The organism is Bacillus sp. BPN334 (assembly GCF_008368885.1).
Classification (GTDB): Bacteria; Bacillota; Bacilli; order Bacillales; family Bacillaceae_G; genus Bacillus_A; species Bacillus_A wiedmannii.
Window position 1 is genome coordinate 20,340 of record NZ_QOZW01000022.1, and the last position, 14,367, is coordinate 34,706.

13 protein-coding genes are annotated in these 14,367 nt (G+C 36.0%); all 13 read right to left on the reverse strand.

Annotated features, from left to right (window positions below; all coding sequences use genetic code 11):
* Window positions 1–14: 14 nt before the first annotated feature.
* Window positions 15–1,475 carry a bifunctional methyltransferase/pyrophosphohydrolase YabN gene (yabN, locus tag DN393_RS29095; protein ID WP_149174191.1) on the reverse strand — a complete coding sequence of 487 codons (1,461 nt, stop codon included), beginning with the start codon at window positions 1,473–1,475 and terminating at the stop codon, window positions 15–17.
* Between the two features lie 12 nt (window positions 1,476–1,487).
* Entirely contained in the window at window positions 1,488–3,089 is a 1,602-nt protein-coding gene (locus DN393_RS29100; protein ID WP_088047080.1) for a putative polysaccharide biosynthesis protein, read from the reverse strand.
* Window positions 3,090–3,321: 232 nt separating this feature from the next.
* Window positions 3,322–3,858 carry a stage V sporulation protein T gene (spoVT, locus tag DN393_RS29105; RefSeq protein WP_000648312.1) on the reverse strand — a complete coding sequence of 179 codons (537 nt, stop codon included), beginning with the start codon at window positions 3,856–3,858 and terminating at the stop codon, window positions 3,322–3,324.
* A 136-nt stretch (window positions 3,859–3,994) separates the two neighbouring features.
* Window positions 3,995–7,525 carry a transcription-repair coupling factor gene (gene mfd, locus DN393_RS29110; protein WP_064475156.1) on the reverse strand — a complete coding sequence of 1,177 codons (3,531 nt, stop codon included), beginning with the start codon at window positions 7,523–7,525 and terminating at the stop codon, window positions 3,995–3,997.
* Between the two features lie 105 nt (window positions 7,526–7,630).
* On the reverse strand, window positions 7,631–7,855 hold the full coding sequence (locus DN393_RS29115; RefSeq protein WP_000399441.1) for an anti-sigma-F factor Fin family protein: 225 nt from the start codon (window positions 7,853–7,855) through the stop codon (window positions 7,631–7,633).
* Window positions 7,856–7,925: 70 nt separating this feature from the next.
* On the reverse strand, window positions 7,926–8,486 hold the full coding sequence (gene pth / locus DN393_RS29120; RefSeq protein WP_078183735.1) for an aminoacyl-tRNA hydrolase: 561 nt from the start codon (window positions 8,484–8,486) through the stop codon (window positions 7,926–7,928).
* A gap of 72 nt (window positions 8,487–8,558) precedes the next feature.
* Window positions 8,559–9,512, reverse strand: a complete 954-nt coding sequence (locus tag DN393_RS29125) for a ribose-phosphate diphosphokinase (protein ID WP_000107420.1) — start codon at window positions 9,510–9,512, stop codon at window positions 8,559–8,561.
* Window positions 9,513–9,530: 18 nt separating this feature from the next.
* Window positions 9,531–10,910, reverse strand: a complete 1,380-nt coding sequence (glmU, locus tag DN393_RS29130) for a bifunctional UDP-N-acetylglucosamine diphosphorylase/glucosamine-1-phosphate N-acetyltransferase GlmU (RefSeq protein ID WP_064475154.1) — start codon at window positions 10,908–10,910, stop codon at window positions 9,531–9,533.
* A gap of 323 nt (window positions 10,911–11,233) precedes the next feature.
* The gene (gene spoVG / locus DN393_RS29135) at window positions 11,234–11,527 is read right to left on the reverse strand and encodes a septation regulator SpoVG (protein WP_000454042.1); all 294 of its coding nucleotides are present in this window, start codon (window positions 11,525–11,527) and stop codon (window positions 11,234–11,236) included.
* A 152-nt stretch (window positions 11,528–11,679) separates the two neighbouring features.
* Window positions 11,680–12,054 (reverse strand): RidA family protein, encoded by a 375-nt coding sequence (locus DN393_RS29140; protein WP_000869826.1) that lies wholly within the window; start codon window positions 12,052–12,054, stop codon window positions 11,680–11,682.
* 124 nt (window positions 12,055–12,178) lie between these two features.
* Window positions 12,179–13,027: a pur operon repressor gene (gene purR, locus DN393_RS29145; protein ID WP_064475153.1), complete on the reverse strand. Its 849-nt coding sequence runs from the start codon at window positions 13,025–13,027 to the stop codon at window positions 12,179–12,181.
* 54 nt (window positions 13,028–13,081) lie between these two features.
* Window positions 13,082–13,951, reverse strand: a complete 870-nt coding sequence (gene ispE, locus DN393_RS29150) for a 4-(cytidine 5'-diphospho)-2-C-methyl-D-erythritol kinase (protein WP_000772096.1) — start codon at window positions 13,949–13,951, stop codon at window positions 13,082–13,084.
* Window positions 13,952–14,147: 196 nt separating this feature from the next.
* Window positions 14,148–14,327, reverse strand: a complete 180-nt coding sequence (sspF, locus tag DN393_RS29155; protein ID WP_001985066.1) for an acid-soluble spore protein SspF — start codon at window positions 14,325–14,327, stop codon at window positions 14,148–14,150.
* Between the last annotated feature and the right edge of the window lie 40 nt (window positions 14,328–14,367).

Here is a 14,367-nt window from a genome sequence, read left to right on the forward strand (position 1 = left end):
ATCAAATCCCCCTATTAACGCTCTGTTTGTTTTGCCTCTTCCCATAAAACATCTAACTGCTCTAATGATAAATCTTGCATATCTTTATTCATTTCAGCTACCTTTGCTTCCATGTATAAGAAACGACCGACGAATTTCTCATTCGTTGAACGTAACGCCTCTTCGGGATCTATTTTATAATGACGAGCTATATTCACAAACGCAAATAGTAAATCGCCAAATTCACCTAACATTTTCGCCTCATCCATATTTGTAACTTCTTGCTGGAACTCTTGCCATTCTTCTAAGGCTTTCTCTATCATCGGTTGTACATCAACCCAATCGAAACCAACTTTGCCAGCTTTTTTCTGGATTTCATAGGCGCGTAGTAATTGTGGCAAACTTTTTGGAACCCCATTTAAAACAGATTCTTTCACGAATCCTTTTTCTTGTTTTTTAATTTCTTCCCAATTGGCAATTACTTCATCAGCATTATTTACATCCGTATTCCCAAATACATGCGGGTGGCGGCGAACCATTTTCTCAGATAAAGTTCGAATAATATCATCTATAGAGAACCAACCTTCATCCTCCCCGATTTGAGCATGCAACATAACTTGTAATAATATATCACCCAGTTCTTCTACTAAGTGATCATCATCCTCTTCATCAATTGCTTCCAACACTTCATAAGCTTCCTCAATTAAATACTTCTTTAAAGATTGATGTGTTTGCTTTTTATCCCACGGACAACCATTCGGTCCACGAAGGTCTGCAATAATTTCTCTAAGCACATCAAACTGTTGATACAAGGACGCACGTTCTTTAACTGGTGGTACATATACACTCGTTAAATTATTCAACTCTGTTTCATGATCTAACATGTACAACGGTACCTTTTTAACTTGTTCAAACGAAGTCCCTGCAGCTGTTACGATATACACTTCATAATCATCTGATAGCATCTCCATTAATGTTAATTTCACATCAGACGCAACGAATGCATCATATACTTGGCAAAAGATTAAATGTTGACGTAATTCTAATTGTCCTCTTTCAAATGATGTGGCGTCAATTAATTGGAATCCTTCAATCGGATCAATCTTTAGACTCGCAAACATAGGATCAAGGAAACTTTGTCCACCTTCAATGCGCACTTCAACATTCGCTACTTCGCCTTTTTCCAACAGTAGCTGAACCGTTCTTTCCGCTACAAGCGGATGCCCTGGCACGGCATAGATGATTTCTGTGCCTTCAGCTTGTTCTAGCAATGTATTCGCGATTGTTTCATATACAATTTCAAATGTATCATGCGCTTCATATACACTGTCAAAGGCTGTATATTGTATACCTTCTTTCTCCAACTCTTCTATAACGGGATGTTCCTTCGTTCTAACAAACATGTGATCTGCTTCTTTTATTTTTCGATATACACCCATCGTTAACTGATCTAACTCACCAGCACCTAACCCTAAAATAGTAATGATTCCACTCACAACCTGCCACCTCTATCCACTCTTCTTCAATAAACCTTCTTTTTTCTCTTTTTTCATAACGGTTCCTATTTCCGCTTTTGTAAATACACGTAATTTTAAAATTAAAAACACATATGTTAATCCACCGATAGCTACACCTAACAATGCCTCAAGTGTTGCAATTCCTCTATGCGTTGTATCAATTACTAATCCAGACATTTGCATCACACGTATAAATATTATTAATACAAACCCCATACCGATACCACTAATAACTACACCTAACATATTACGCTTATCGATAAGCGATTCAGATACAGCTTGCATAAGTAATGCACTATTTAGCACAGAAATTACAATTAACGCAACTAGTGTTGCAATTGCAGCTCCCTTCACACCAAAATACGGCATTAATGTATAATTTAAAGCTAACTTTAAACAACCCCCAAATATAACGAATATTGCTGGTTTTAATGTTTGTCCTAACCCTTGCAAAATAGAAGCAGTTGTAATCGACAATGAACTAAATAAAATAGATAAAGATAAAATGGATAAAACATCTGACCCATCACTATTTTCAAACAACATAATATTCGTAGGCTGAATAATACAAGTTAATCCAATGGCAGCTGCAAATCCAATAACAAATGTTATTTTCATTGCTAACTTTACCTTTTCTCGAATAAAGGAAAGATCTCCTCTTTCCTTCGCCGCTGTAATAATTGGAATAAGTGACAATGAGAAAGAAGTTGTCACGACAGTACCTAATTGCATAAGCGGGATACTTCTGTCGTAAACACCTTTTAATACCTTTGCACTTTCAGCTTGTTCTCCTGCCCCAATAAGTAAGGAATAGAAGGAAATGGAATCAGCCATTTGTATAAAAATAAGTACTAAATTACTAACACAAATCGCCAATCCCTGCCAAAACAGAATTTTAATGATCCTCTTTTTCCCCTTAATTCTCTTTACACTCTTGAAAAATATAGAACGAAAGTCATGACGCATATAAAGTACAAGTACGATAATCCCAATCAGTCCGCCTGCGATTGAACCTAACATAGCACCTGCACCGACTGTATATAAATCAAATCCGTGAGCAATTAGGAATAGAGATAAAAATACAATAATAGAAACACGAATCGTTTGTTCTATCACTTGCGAAACAGCTGTTGGCATCATATTATTGAACCCCTGAAAATATCCTCTTGCTACAGATAAAAACGGCATCAATATGAATGAAAATGAAATAACACGTAATAACTTATCTAAGTGTATATCACCCATGGCTGCTGCAATTGTTTCGGCACCAAAAAACAATGTAAAAAAGCCTACGAAACCAATTCCCAATAAAGACCAAAAAGATACACAGATAATTTCTTCTGCTTCTTGTTGTTTCCCTCGCTCTAATCGTTCCGCAACCATTTTTGAAATTATAATGGGGAACCCATAAGTAGCTAAAATTAAACAAAATCCATAAAACGGATAAATTTGTTGGTAAATATAAAAACCAATATCACCCGCTATATTTTGATATGGAATACGGTAAAAAGCGCTTAATACCTTTGTAACAAAACTTGCGATTGTTAATATAATAGCCCCACGCCAAAAGGCTTGATACTTCTTTGATTCCATACAAGAAAACTCCTTTTTCTATTCTCACCCCTCGTATTATATCATAAAGAAAAGGACAAGCTTCCTTGCCTACACGAGTAATAATACGTTCGCGCAACGATAGAAATGTTCAACGAAAAAAGGTAGCAAAGCGCTACCTTCATTCAATATACATATATCTCCAAATATTTGATTTCTCAAGAAGAAATATCATAATTAGGAAAGATTGCTACTTCTAAAATTCCATATAGCCTTACTGCTCCATTTGTTTCGCTAAAAAGCTTGCAGCTGTATTTACTGACTTATGCTCTACTTCACTTATAATAGCCTCTTTAGAGAAGATAACAACAGCTCCAATTGGATCCCCATTCGCAACAATCGGGCCAATTGTATAGGAACTCACTTTTTCTGTTACTCCATCAATAATTGAAATTTCGCTTTCATCTGTCATAATTACAGACTTACGCTCTTCCATTGTCTTCTCAATTAAATCGCCAACACTTTTATTTAAGTATTCTTTTTTAGATACGCCTGCTACTGCGATAATAGAATCACGATCGCATACAAGCACATTATGTCCTAAGCTATCGTATAAAGCTTCCGTATATTCCTTTGCAAAATTACCTAGTTCACTAATTGGAGAATATTTTTTCAAAATCACTTCTCCATCGCGATCAACAAATATTTCTAGTGGGTCTCCTTCTCGAATACGTAAAGTTCTACGAATTTCCTTCGGAATTACTACCCTACCTAAATCATCAATTCGACGTACGATTCCAGTTGCTTTCATTCTAATGCTGCCTCACTTTCTACTGATGATCAAAGTGGTGAATTTACCTGTTCATGTAAAAATCACCAACTGTTAGACATAGTATTTTACACATTAGTTCTTCTATGCACGCCGAATTGTATTTTTTTATCTTATATTAGGCATTTATGACTTCTTTTTTTACATCTGGCAGGCCTTTTAATAAATTTTCAGCAATTGTTAACCACTTCGATGTCTCTAAACCATTTGTTTTCATAACGATTTTCAATTGCGATCCTTCCATTCCTAGACCAATCATACGTCCAAAACTATTTCCAAGCATGAATAATTTTCCGCCATCAATATTTTGACTTGCTTGTTCTGAGAACAGAATTGTCACTTCAAATTTATTTTGCTTAATTAACTCAATTTGTTCTTTCATTGCCAATACTTTAATATTTGCAATTTGCAATAAGTAACCAACTTCTTGCGGATAATCACCAAATCTATCTATCATCTCTTCCTGCAACTCTTCAATATCCTCAATTGCAGAAACACCTCTAAACTGTTTATACATCATAATCTTTTGTTTACTATCTGAAATATAAGCATCTGGTAAATATGCATCTACTTCTAAATCAATTTCAACATTAACTGTATTTTCAACCCCATCTGTTCCTCTACGCTGTTCAATTGCATCTTTTAACATTTGAGAATATAGATCAAATCCGACAGAATCAATAAATCCATGCTGTTCGGCTCCTAACAAGTTACCTGCACCACGAATGGATAAGTCTCTCATTGCAATTTTGAAACCTGACCCAAGCTCTGTGAACTCTTTAATGGCTTGCAGACGCCTCTCTGCAACTTCTGATAACACTTTATCTCGTTTGTATGCAAAGTATGCATATGCAACACGATTAGAACGTCCAACACGACCACGAAGCTGATACAGCTGCGATAGTCCCATACGATCTGCATCAAATACAATTAACGTATTTACATTCGGAATATCTACACCCGTCTCAATAATTGTTGTACTTACAAGAACATCATGCTGCCCTTCTAAAAACGATAGCATAACAGACTCTAATTCACCTTCGTTCATTTTTCCATGCGCATAAGTTACACGCGCGTCTGGAACTAACATCGAAATTTCATCCGCTTTTCTTTCGATATCCTCCACACGATTATATAGGAAGTAAATTTGCCCACCTCTTGCAAGCTCTCGTTCTATCGCTTCTCGCATTAACGCTGGGTTATACTCTACTACATACGTTTGGACTGGGAAACGATTTTCTGGTGGTGTCTCAATAACAGATAAGTCACGCACACCAAGCATAGACATATGGAGTGTACGCGGAATCGGAGTTGCCGTTAATGTTAACACGTCAACATTTGCTTTTAATTGTTTAATTTTTTCTTTATGCGTTACACCAAACCTTTGTTCTTCATCAATAATAAGAAGACCTAAATCTTTATAAGTAACATCTTTAGATAAAATACGATGCGTTCCGATTACGATATCTACCGTACCATCTTTTAAGCCTTTAATTGTTTCATTTTGCTGTTTTCTCGTACGGAATCTACTTAATAATCCTATATTGATTGGATAATCTTGAAAACGCTCTCGAATTGTTTCATAGTGTTGTTGTGCAAGGATCGTTGTCGGCACTAAAATTGCAACTTGTTTTTCATCCATAATTGCCTTAAATGCCGCACGGATAGCTACTTCCGTCTTTCCATATCCTACATCACCACAAAGAAGCCTATCCATCGGACGTCCACGTTCCATATCTTTCTTAATCTCTTCAATAGAACGTAATTGATCCTCTGTCTCTTGATATGGGAAAGAAGATTCAAATTCTTGTTGTTCTGCCGTATCTGGTGTATATGCATAACCCTTTGAAGCTTCGCGCTCAGCATATAGTTTAATTAGGTCATCCGCAATGTCTTGTACAGATTTTTCAACTTTCGTTTTGACCTTTTTCCAATCATTTCCGCCCAATTTATAAACTTTTGGATCCTTACCTTCAGATCCTACATATTTCTGCACTTGGTCAATTTGTTCAATTGGAACGTATAACTTATCATTACCTTGATATTTAATATTCAAGTAATCTTTATGAACACCATTAATCTCTAATGTCTCGATACCTAAGAATTTACCTATACCATGATTTACATGAACTACATAATCTCCAACTTTTAATTCCGAATAACTTTTAATACGTTCAGCATTAGATAACTTCTGCTTACGTTGTGATTTTTTAACTTTCTTATGAAAAAGCTCTTTTTCAGTAATAACAACAAGCTTTTGCATCGGCATTTCAAATCCTGCATGTAAATCACCTACAGCAATTTGTAACCTTCCAGGCAATAATATGTCTGTGCCCTCTACGATATCTGCCTCAATATCATAATCACTTAAAATATGTTGTAGTTTTTTTACACGTTCATCATCTGTGCCGAGCACAACAGTCGTAAAATGCCCTTCGTTCCATCTATCAATTTCAGTTTTCAACAACTGCATCTGCCCATGGAAATCTTGCATTGTTTTACATGTCACATTCACAATGTTTTGCGGATGTGTATGTGCTATATGACGTAAGAATAACGTTAAATATACAAAACTTCTTTTTTTATGATGAAGAAATTCCTCAAACGAGTGTGAGAAAGATAAATCTTGAATAATTATTCCCTCACCAAGAAGTGATATATACCATTCCGCCTCTTCTGTTTCAAGATGTGATGCTGTTTCTTGAATACGGGAAATCTCATCTAAAACCACAATACCATCTTCTGGTAAATAATCTATAAGACTAGCAGGTTCTTTATAGAAAATAGATAAATATTTAAACATCTGTTCTATACTTTGCCCGTTTTTTAACATCTCAATTTCATGACTTACCGTTTCAAGCACTGTAGTCTTCAATTTATCATCGGAAAGTTTTTGCATCGTCTTAGTCAAGCCTTCCTCAAGATGCTCAATTCCCGACTTCAATTCTTCCTGTGAAAATAAAAACTCTGTTGCTGGACCAAATCTAACACTTTCTTTTTTATCTTGAGAGCGCTGTTCATCCACATCAAATAATCGAATAGAATCAACTTCTGTATCGAAAAATTCAATACGAAATGGTAACTCTTCAGTTAATGGGTAAATATCTAATATTCCCCCACGCAAACTGAATTCCCCAGGAGCTTCTACCATCGACTTACGCTCATAACCAATATGATGTAAAGTATGCAAGAATGTATCTAAATCAATCTCTTGCCCTAGATTGATTTCGATTTGCCTTTGCTTCCACAACTCTTTCATTGGTAAAAATCTGCGTAGTCCTGCAACTGGCGCTACAATAATCCCGTTCTCTCCTGCCGCTAAACGATTCAATACTTCAATACGTTGCGCCTTCAATTCTGGGCTTGCAACACCAATTTCTGATGCTATCAATTCATTTACTGGGTATAACCACACATCTTTTTCACCAAGTAACGCCACTAAATCTTCATGCACTTTTTGTGCTTGATATAAATTATGCGTCACAATAAGTTGTGATTTTTTTGTTTTTTTATATAAGGCCGCCATTAATAACGAACGAGAAGAGGTTGCCATACCTGATACAAGTTGTTCTTTTAAACCATCTTCTAGTCCATTAATAACCGATTGGATCTCTTCATTTTTATAAAATTGCTCTAATAAACCTATCATTTTCAAAACCCCTCTCAACATAAAGAGCAAGCCACTATATTTTATGCAAATATTTCGGAAAAAGAAAACAGAAAAATGCTTTGGACATGCCAAAGCGACAACATTTTATTGCAGAAATTTTTCATATTCATAATACTCAGGATAAGATGCGAGCGTTTCTTGACACGATTCACAAATCGTTTTTATATATATATTTCCATTCTCATGAAAATGAATCATCTCTACTACTTCTTGCTCTGTTAGTTGAAATAAAACGTCGCTATACACTTTTTCTGCAGTAACGGAGCCTACATTACTCCCGCAATGTCTGCAATAATAATAACCTTCCATACTAGCCTCCTAAAAATCCAATTACTACTAGTATGGGTAAAAATAAGACAAAATATTCCCAATCATACCCTTAACTATTGAAGGTATTCATGATTTGAAGAAAAGGTTTATTTAACCATTCTTCACATGCATCCGCTGCTTTTTCAATAGAATGACTCACATCAGGAATTTCTTCCGATGTAAAACGTCCTAATACGTAATCTACTACCTTCATGCCATTTTTCGGACGATCAATTCCCATGCGGATACGTTGAAACTCTTGTGTTCCTAAATGTGAAATTGTTGATTTCACACCATTATGTCCACCAGCACTACCTTTCATACGAAGGCGTAATTTACCTACAGGGATGTCTAAATCATCGTACAGAACAACGAAGTCTTCAACATCAATTTTATAGTAATCCATGAGTGGTCGAATACTTTCCCCAGATAAATTCATATATGTAAGTGGCTTTAATAAGATTACTTTTTCTCCATTAACAAATCCCGCACCAAATATTCCTTTAAATTTTTGTTCATTCAAAGAAATATTCCAACGCTTTGCAAGTTCATCAATCGCCATAAATCCAATATTATGCCTTGTTAATTCATATTCTCTACCCGGGTTCCCAAGTCCTACTATCAATTTCATTCTTGTACCACTACTTTCTTTTTTCGATACGAAAAGACGTAACCAATCTTGGTTACGTCTCATTCTATCCAATTAATTGAATAATACACTTACAGATTCTTCTTCGTATACACGAATGATTGCTTCTCCGATTAGTGGAGCAACTGAAAGTTCATGTACTTTGTCGATTTTCTTCTCTTCTGGTAATACGATAGAGTTCGTTACAACTAACTCTTTAATATTTGAATTTTGGATACGCTCAATTGCTGGACCAGATAATACTGGGTGTGTACAGCAAGCATATACTTCAGAAGCACCGTTCTCAACAAGAGCGTTTGCTGCTAATGTAATTGTACCAGCTGTATCAATGATGTCATCAATTAAAATTGCTGTTTTACCTTCAATATTACCGATAATGTTCATTACCTCTGATACGTTCGGACGAGGGCGACGCTTATCAATAATAGCGATTGGTGCTTTTAGACGATCTGCCATTTTTCTAGCACGAGTTACCCCACCGTGGTCAGGTGACACGATTACGATATCTTTAAGACCTTTTGTTTCAAAGTAATCTGAAAGGATCGGTACACCCATTAGGTGGTCGATTGGGATATCAAAGAATCCTTGAATTTGTGGAGCATGTAAATCTAGAGTGATTACACGAGTTGCACCTGCTGTTTCAAGCAAGTTTGCTACAAGTTTCGATGTAATTGGTTCACGAGAACGCGCTTTACGGTCTTGACGCGCATAACCATAGTAAGGAATAACAATATTAATTGTTTTTGCAGATGCACGCTTTAATGCATCGATCATAATAAGTAATTCCATGATATGTTCGTTTACTGGGAAGCTTGTAGATTGAATAATGAATACATCGCAACCACGGATACTTTCTTCAATGTTAATTTGAACTTCTCCATCACTAAAACGATCAACAGAACATTTTCCTAGTCCTACTCCAATGTGCTTTGCAATTTGCTCAGCAAGTTCCTTATTAGAGTTTAAAGAGAATACTTTCAAATTAGAATTTAGATATTGAGTCGACATCTAGATTAACCCTCCACATTATGATTTTTTCTTATTCAGCAATTGATCAACATAGTCTTCTTTGTTAACTTGACGTGCACGTGCTACAGATAATGCTTTTGATGGAACATTCTCTGTAATTGTAGAGCCTGCTGCCACATAAGCACCATCTTCAACTGTTACAGGAGCAACAAGGTTTGAATTACATCCAATAAATACCCCGTTACCAATCACAGTTTTGAATTTATTCTTACCGTCATAGTTCACCGTAATTGAACCACAACCAAGATTCACGTCTTCTCCAACTTGTGCATCCCCGATATAACTTAAGTGTGAAGCTTTACTTCTATTACCAAAAACAGTTTTTTTGATTTCCACGAAGTTTCCAACGCGTACTTCATCTCCAATAACTGAATCTGGGCGAATATGTGCAAATGGACCAACCGATACTTCTGTACCAAGTTTACTATCATGTACAGTAGATTGACGAATTGTTGTACGATCTCCAATTTCACTATCGCGAATTACTGTATGCGGTCCAATTTCACAATCAGAACCAATTACAGTATTCCCCTCAATAATTGTTCCTGGATGAAGAACTGTATCACTACCGATAATCGCATCAGCAGAAATATACGTGTTACTTGGATCAATAATTGTAACACCATTTACCATGTTCTTTCGGTTGATACGGTTTTTCATAATAATTTCCGCTTGCGATAGAGCGACTCTGTCGTTAACACCTAACGTTTCATCGAAGTGCTCTGTTTGATAAGCTGATACGATATGACCTTCATTTTTTAAAATCTCAATAACATCTGGCAGGTAATATTCACCTTGTACGTTATCATTTGAAACTTTAGAAAGTGAGGCGAATAAAGCTTTATTATCAAAACAATACGTACCTGTATTGATTTCTTTAATAGCTAATTCTTTCTCATTTGCATCCTTATGCTCAACAATCTTTTCAACATGACCATTCTCATTACGAACGATACGACCATATCCAGCAGGTTCTTCTATGTAAGCTGTTAGCACCGTTGCCATTGCCCCTGCCTCTTTATGTTGCTGAAGCAATGATTCCATCGTTTCAGCAGTTATTAGCGGCGTATCACCACAAATAACTAAAGTTGTTCCTTCTTCGTTTGCAAGTACACTTGCAGCTTGATCTACAGCATGTGCTGTACCAAGTTGTTCTGCTTGTAATGCAAACTCACTTACGTTTCCTAGCTGTTCTTGTACCATTTCAGCACCATGTCCTACGACTGTTACAAGTTTCTGCAATCCTAATTGCGTTACTTGATCGACAACATGTTGTACCATAGGTTTTCCACATACAGGATGAAGCACTTTGTATAGCTTAGACTTCATACGTGTGCCTTTGCCTGCAGCTAGAATCACTGCAAATCTGTTTGACATATAGACCCTCCATCGCAACCTATTTATCCATTAACGATATTATCCTAAATCATCATATATTTCAAGAAACACATTTTAACTATTAAATTTTACCATAATTCTTATACGATGTTTTACTCTTTAGTATCTTTTTTAAGAAATAAGCTATACTATTTAAAATGATTTTGAAAAAATTAGAAGTTTTCCTCTTCACTTTGAAGAATTCAGAATTTTCCGTGCGAAAAATAGATAAAACCACAAAAAAAACAAACCCCTGTAAATGCTTACAGGAGTTTGTTGCAAAATTATAGGGATTTCTTTAAAAAGCCCTTTTCATTCGAATTTTACGAAGCACCCGCTTCTTCAAACTCAACCTCTTCTAACTCGCCTAAACGATGATACTCTGTTAAAACCGCATCTTGAATTTTAGAGCGTGTATTAGAATTAATTGGATGTGCAATGTCACGGAATTCTCCATCTGGAGTACGTTTACTTGGCATTGCTACAAATAATCCATTATTACCATCAATTACACGAATATCATGAACAACAAATTCATGGTCTAGAGTAATAGAGGCAATTGCTCTCATGCGGCCTTCTGTGTTTACGCGGCGTAATCTTACGTCAGTCACTTCCATCTTGTGTTCACCACCCTTTTCTAAATAAGCGATATATTTGTATAAATTCCACAAATTTTCTATTTTCCCTTTAATTTTTTAAAAATTTTTAAGATAAAAATTTTTAATGTAATTGAATATAGAGATTAGTGGAGGTTATCGCTTACAAAAGATTACTTAACTAGGGCAATTACTTCGATTTCAATCGAAACATCTTTCGGTAATTTTGCTACTTGCACACAAGAACGCGCTGGCTTATGAGTAGAGAAATAAGAGCCGTATACTTCATTAACAGCATTAAAATCATCCATATCTTTTAAGAATACTGTTGTTTTTACTACTGTATCAAATGAAGCACCTGCTTCTTCTAATACCGCTTGTAAATTTTGAAATACTTGCTCTGTTTGTACTGTCACGTCTCCTGCTACAAGCTCTCCACTTGCAGTTAACGGAATTTGTCCTGAACTGTAAAACATATTATTTACAATAATCCCTTGTGAATATGGTCCAATTGCTTGTGGTGCATTGCTTGTTTGAACAACTTTCATATTTTTTCACCCTTTTATTATTTATTTTTACTCTTTAAAAATAGTGCACGAAAAGCAGTTTGTCCATCTATTTTATAATTTATAAATAGAATAAAAAAAAGATAAAGCGATCTGCTTTACCTTTTTACTCAGCCTCTACAAGCCCTTCATCAAATGGTGCCAGTGAATAATTTCCCTTTTCCACTTGAATCGCTTTTTCTTTCACATCAACTTCTGATAGACGAATTAATGATACAAAATTATTAATTAGTCGTTCTTCAATATCCGTGGATTCTACTAATACACCAATACCAACAACATTAGCCTTAAACTCTTCTAACATACTCATCATACCTTGAATTGTCCCGCCAGCTTTCATGAAGTCATCAATAATTAAAACATTTGATCCCTCTGGAAGGCTACGCTTTGCTAACGTCATTGTTTGAATTCGCTTAGAAGAACCTGATACATAGTTAATACTAACAGTTGGACCTTCTGTTACCTTATTATCTTTCCTTGCAATTACTACCGGTACATCTAAGTAATTTGCCACCGCATAAGCAAGTGGAATCCCCTTCGTTGCCACCGTCATAACCGCATCAATTGGTTGCCTAGCAAAAACAGAAGCAAACAAACGACCTGCGCCATTAATATGGCGAGGATTACTTAAAAGATCTGTCATATATAAGTAACCACCAGGCAAAATACGACCTGGATTTTCAAATAAGCTACAAAGCTCACTAATAATTAGATCTGCCTCTTCCTCACTTATATATGGTATATATTTCACTCCTCCTGCTGCTCCTGGTACCGTTTGCAATGTGCCGACCCCTTGTTGTTCAAACGTTTGCTTAATAATAACTAAATCTTCACTAATGGAAGACTTAGCTGATTGATACCTTTCAGCAAAAAAAGTGAGAGAAACTAGCTGACGAGGGTTTTGTAACAAGTAATACGTCATATCGACTAATCTTGTACTTCGTCTAATTTTCATACTCTCACCTCAAATCACGAATATTCTAAACAAATCATAACGTATTATACGTCTTTATTCAAGCGTTTCTCGCTCTCCTAATAAACGTACTGCGTATACTTGTTCACAAAATCCTTTTAATCCATTATATATACGATGCATTCGCGAATCATGGTGCACAAGACCAAATACAGTTGGGCCACTTCCACTCATTAATACGGCATCCGCCCCAAATCGCTTCATCTGTGCCTTAATACGTGCAACTTCAGGATGCATCGCAAACGTTACATCTTCTAAAACATTACCAACAGTATCACAAATCCCTTTGTAGTCCCCAGCATTTATGACGTTAACCATTTTATCTACATTTGGATGTGTAACTCGATTTAACTTTAAATTTCCATACACATCAGCAGTAGATACACCAATATGGGGTTTCGCCAAAATAACCCAACAAGAAGGCGGAGTTTTTATGTGCTCAATTTGCTCTCCTCTTCCAGTGGCAATTGCTGTCCCACCATATACACAAAACGATACATCTGATCCAATTTTTGCGCCAAGCTCTGCTAACTGATCAATTGTAAGCCCTAAATTCCATAATTTATTAAGGCCACGTAATGTCGCTGCTGCATCACTACTTCCACCTGCTAATCCAGCTGCTACTGGAATCGTTTTTTCAATAGTAATAGATACGCCTTTTTTCACATTAAACTTCTCTTTTAATAATTTCGCTGCTTGATAAGCTAAATTTCTTTGGTCGTCTGGGACATACCGATTATGGGATAAAATTTCAATACGGTCTTCTGCTAATTCCATTAGTTCTAAACGATCCGCTAAATCAATTGTTGTCATAATCATTTTCACTTCATGATATCCGTCTTGTCTTTTTCCCAGTACATCTAACGACAGATTAATCTTTGCTGGTGCTTTCACTAGTAGCTTCAATCTATTCACCCACTCTATGTACTCAATCTTTTATCGTTTATTTTACCATAAATTTATAGTAAGACGATGACACTTCCCTAATTATAACGAAAAGCATTCAGAATGAAACTACTTATGTAAAATGATGGCACCTTTTCGAGTACAAAAAGCCGAGGAATCACTCCTCGGCTACCGTAGCATAGAAAGTATCTTACAACTACTGGTTTTGTTTCATTAATTGCTGTTCTGCAATTTCTATAGCACGTTTCACCATGTTACCAGCATCTTTCGCACGAATTCCGCCCCAGCCTTCTTTCTGAACAACATCATAAAAGCCTAGCTCTTTTGCAAGCTCTTCTTTAAATTGATTTGACATGACACCTCTTCGTCTACTCAATGCAGAGTCCCTCCTTATTTTGCTACGGTATAATTAGTAT

Excerpts from the sequence above, each read along its gene's own strand:
- DN393_RS29100 (WP_088047080.1), bottom strand. The coding sequence starts at position 3,089 with ATGGAATCAAAGAAGTATCAAGCCTTTTGGCGTGGGGCTATTATATTA.
- spoVT (WP_000648312.1), bottom strand. The coding sequence starts at position 3,858 with ATGAAAGCAACTGGAATCGTACGTCGAATTGATGATTTAGGTAGGGTA.
- mfd (WP_064475156.1), bottom strand. The coding sequence starts at position 7,525 with ATGATAGGTTTATTAGAGCAATTTTATAAAAATGAAGAGATCCAATCG.
- DN393_RS29115 (WP_000399441.1), bottom strand. The coding sequence starts at position 7,855 with ATGGAAGGTTATTATTATTGCAGACATTGCGGGAGTAATGTAGGCTCC.
- pth (WP_078183735.1), bottom strand. The coding sequence starts at position 8,486 with ATGAAATTGATAGTAGGACTTGGGAACCCGGGTAGAGAATATGAATTA.
- DN393_RS29125 (WP_000107420.1), bottom strand. The coding sequence starts at position 9,512 with ATGTCGACTCAATATCTAAATTCTAATTTGAAAGTATTCTCTTTAAAC.
- glmU (WP_064475154.1), bottom strand. The coding sequence starts at position 10,910 with ATGTCAAACAGATTTGCAGTGATTCTAGCTGCAGGCAAAGGCACACGT.
- spoVG (WP_000454042.1), bottom strand. The coding sequence starts at position 11,527 with ATGGAAGTGACTGACGTAAGATTACGCCGCGTAAACACAGAAGGCCGC.
- DN393_RS29140 (WP_000869826.1), bottom strand. The coding sequence starts at position 12,054 with ATGAAAGTTGTTCAAACAAGCAATGCACCACAAGCAATTGGACCATAT.
- purR (WP_064475153.1), bottom strand. The coding sequence starts at position 13,027 with ATGAAAATTAGACGAAGTACAAGATTAGTCGATATGACGTATTACTTG.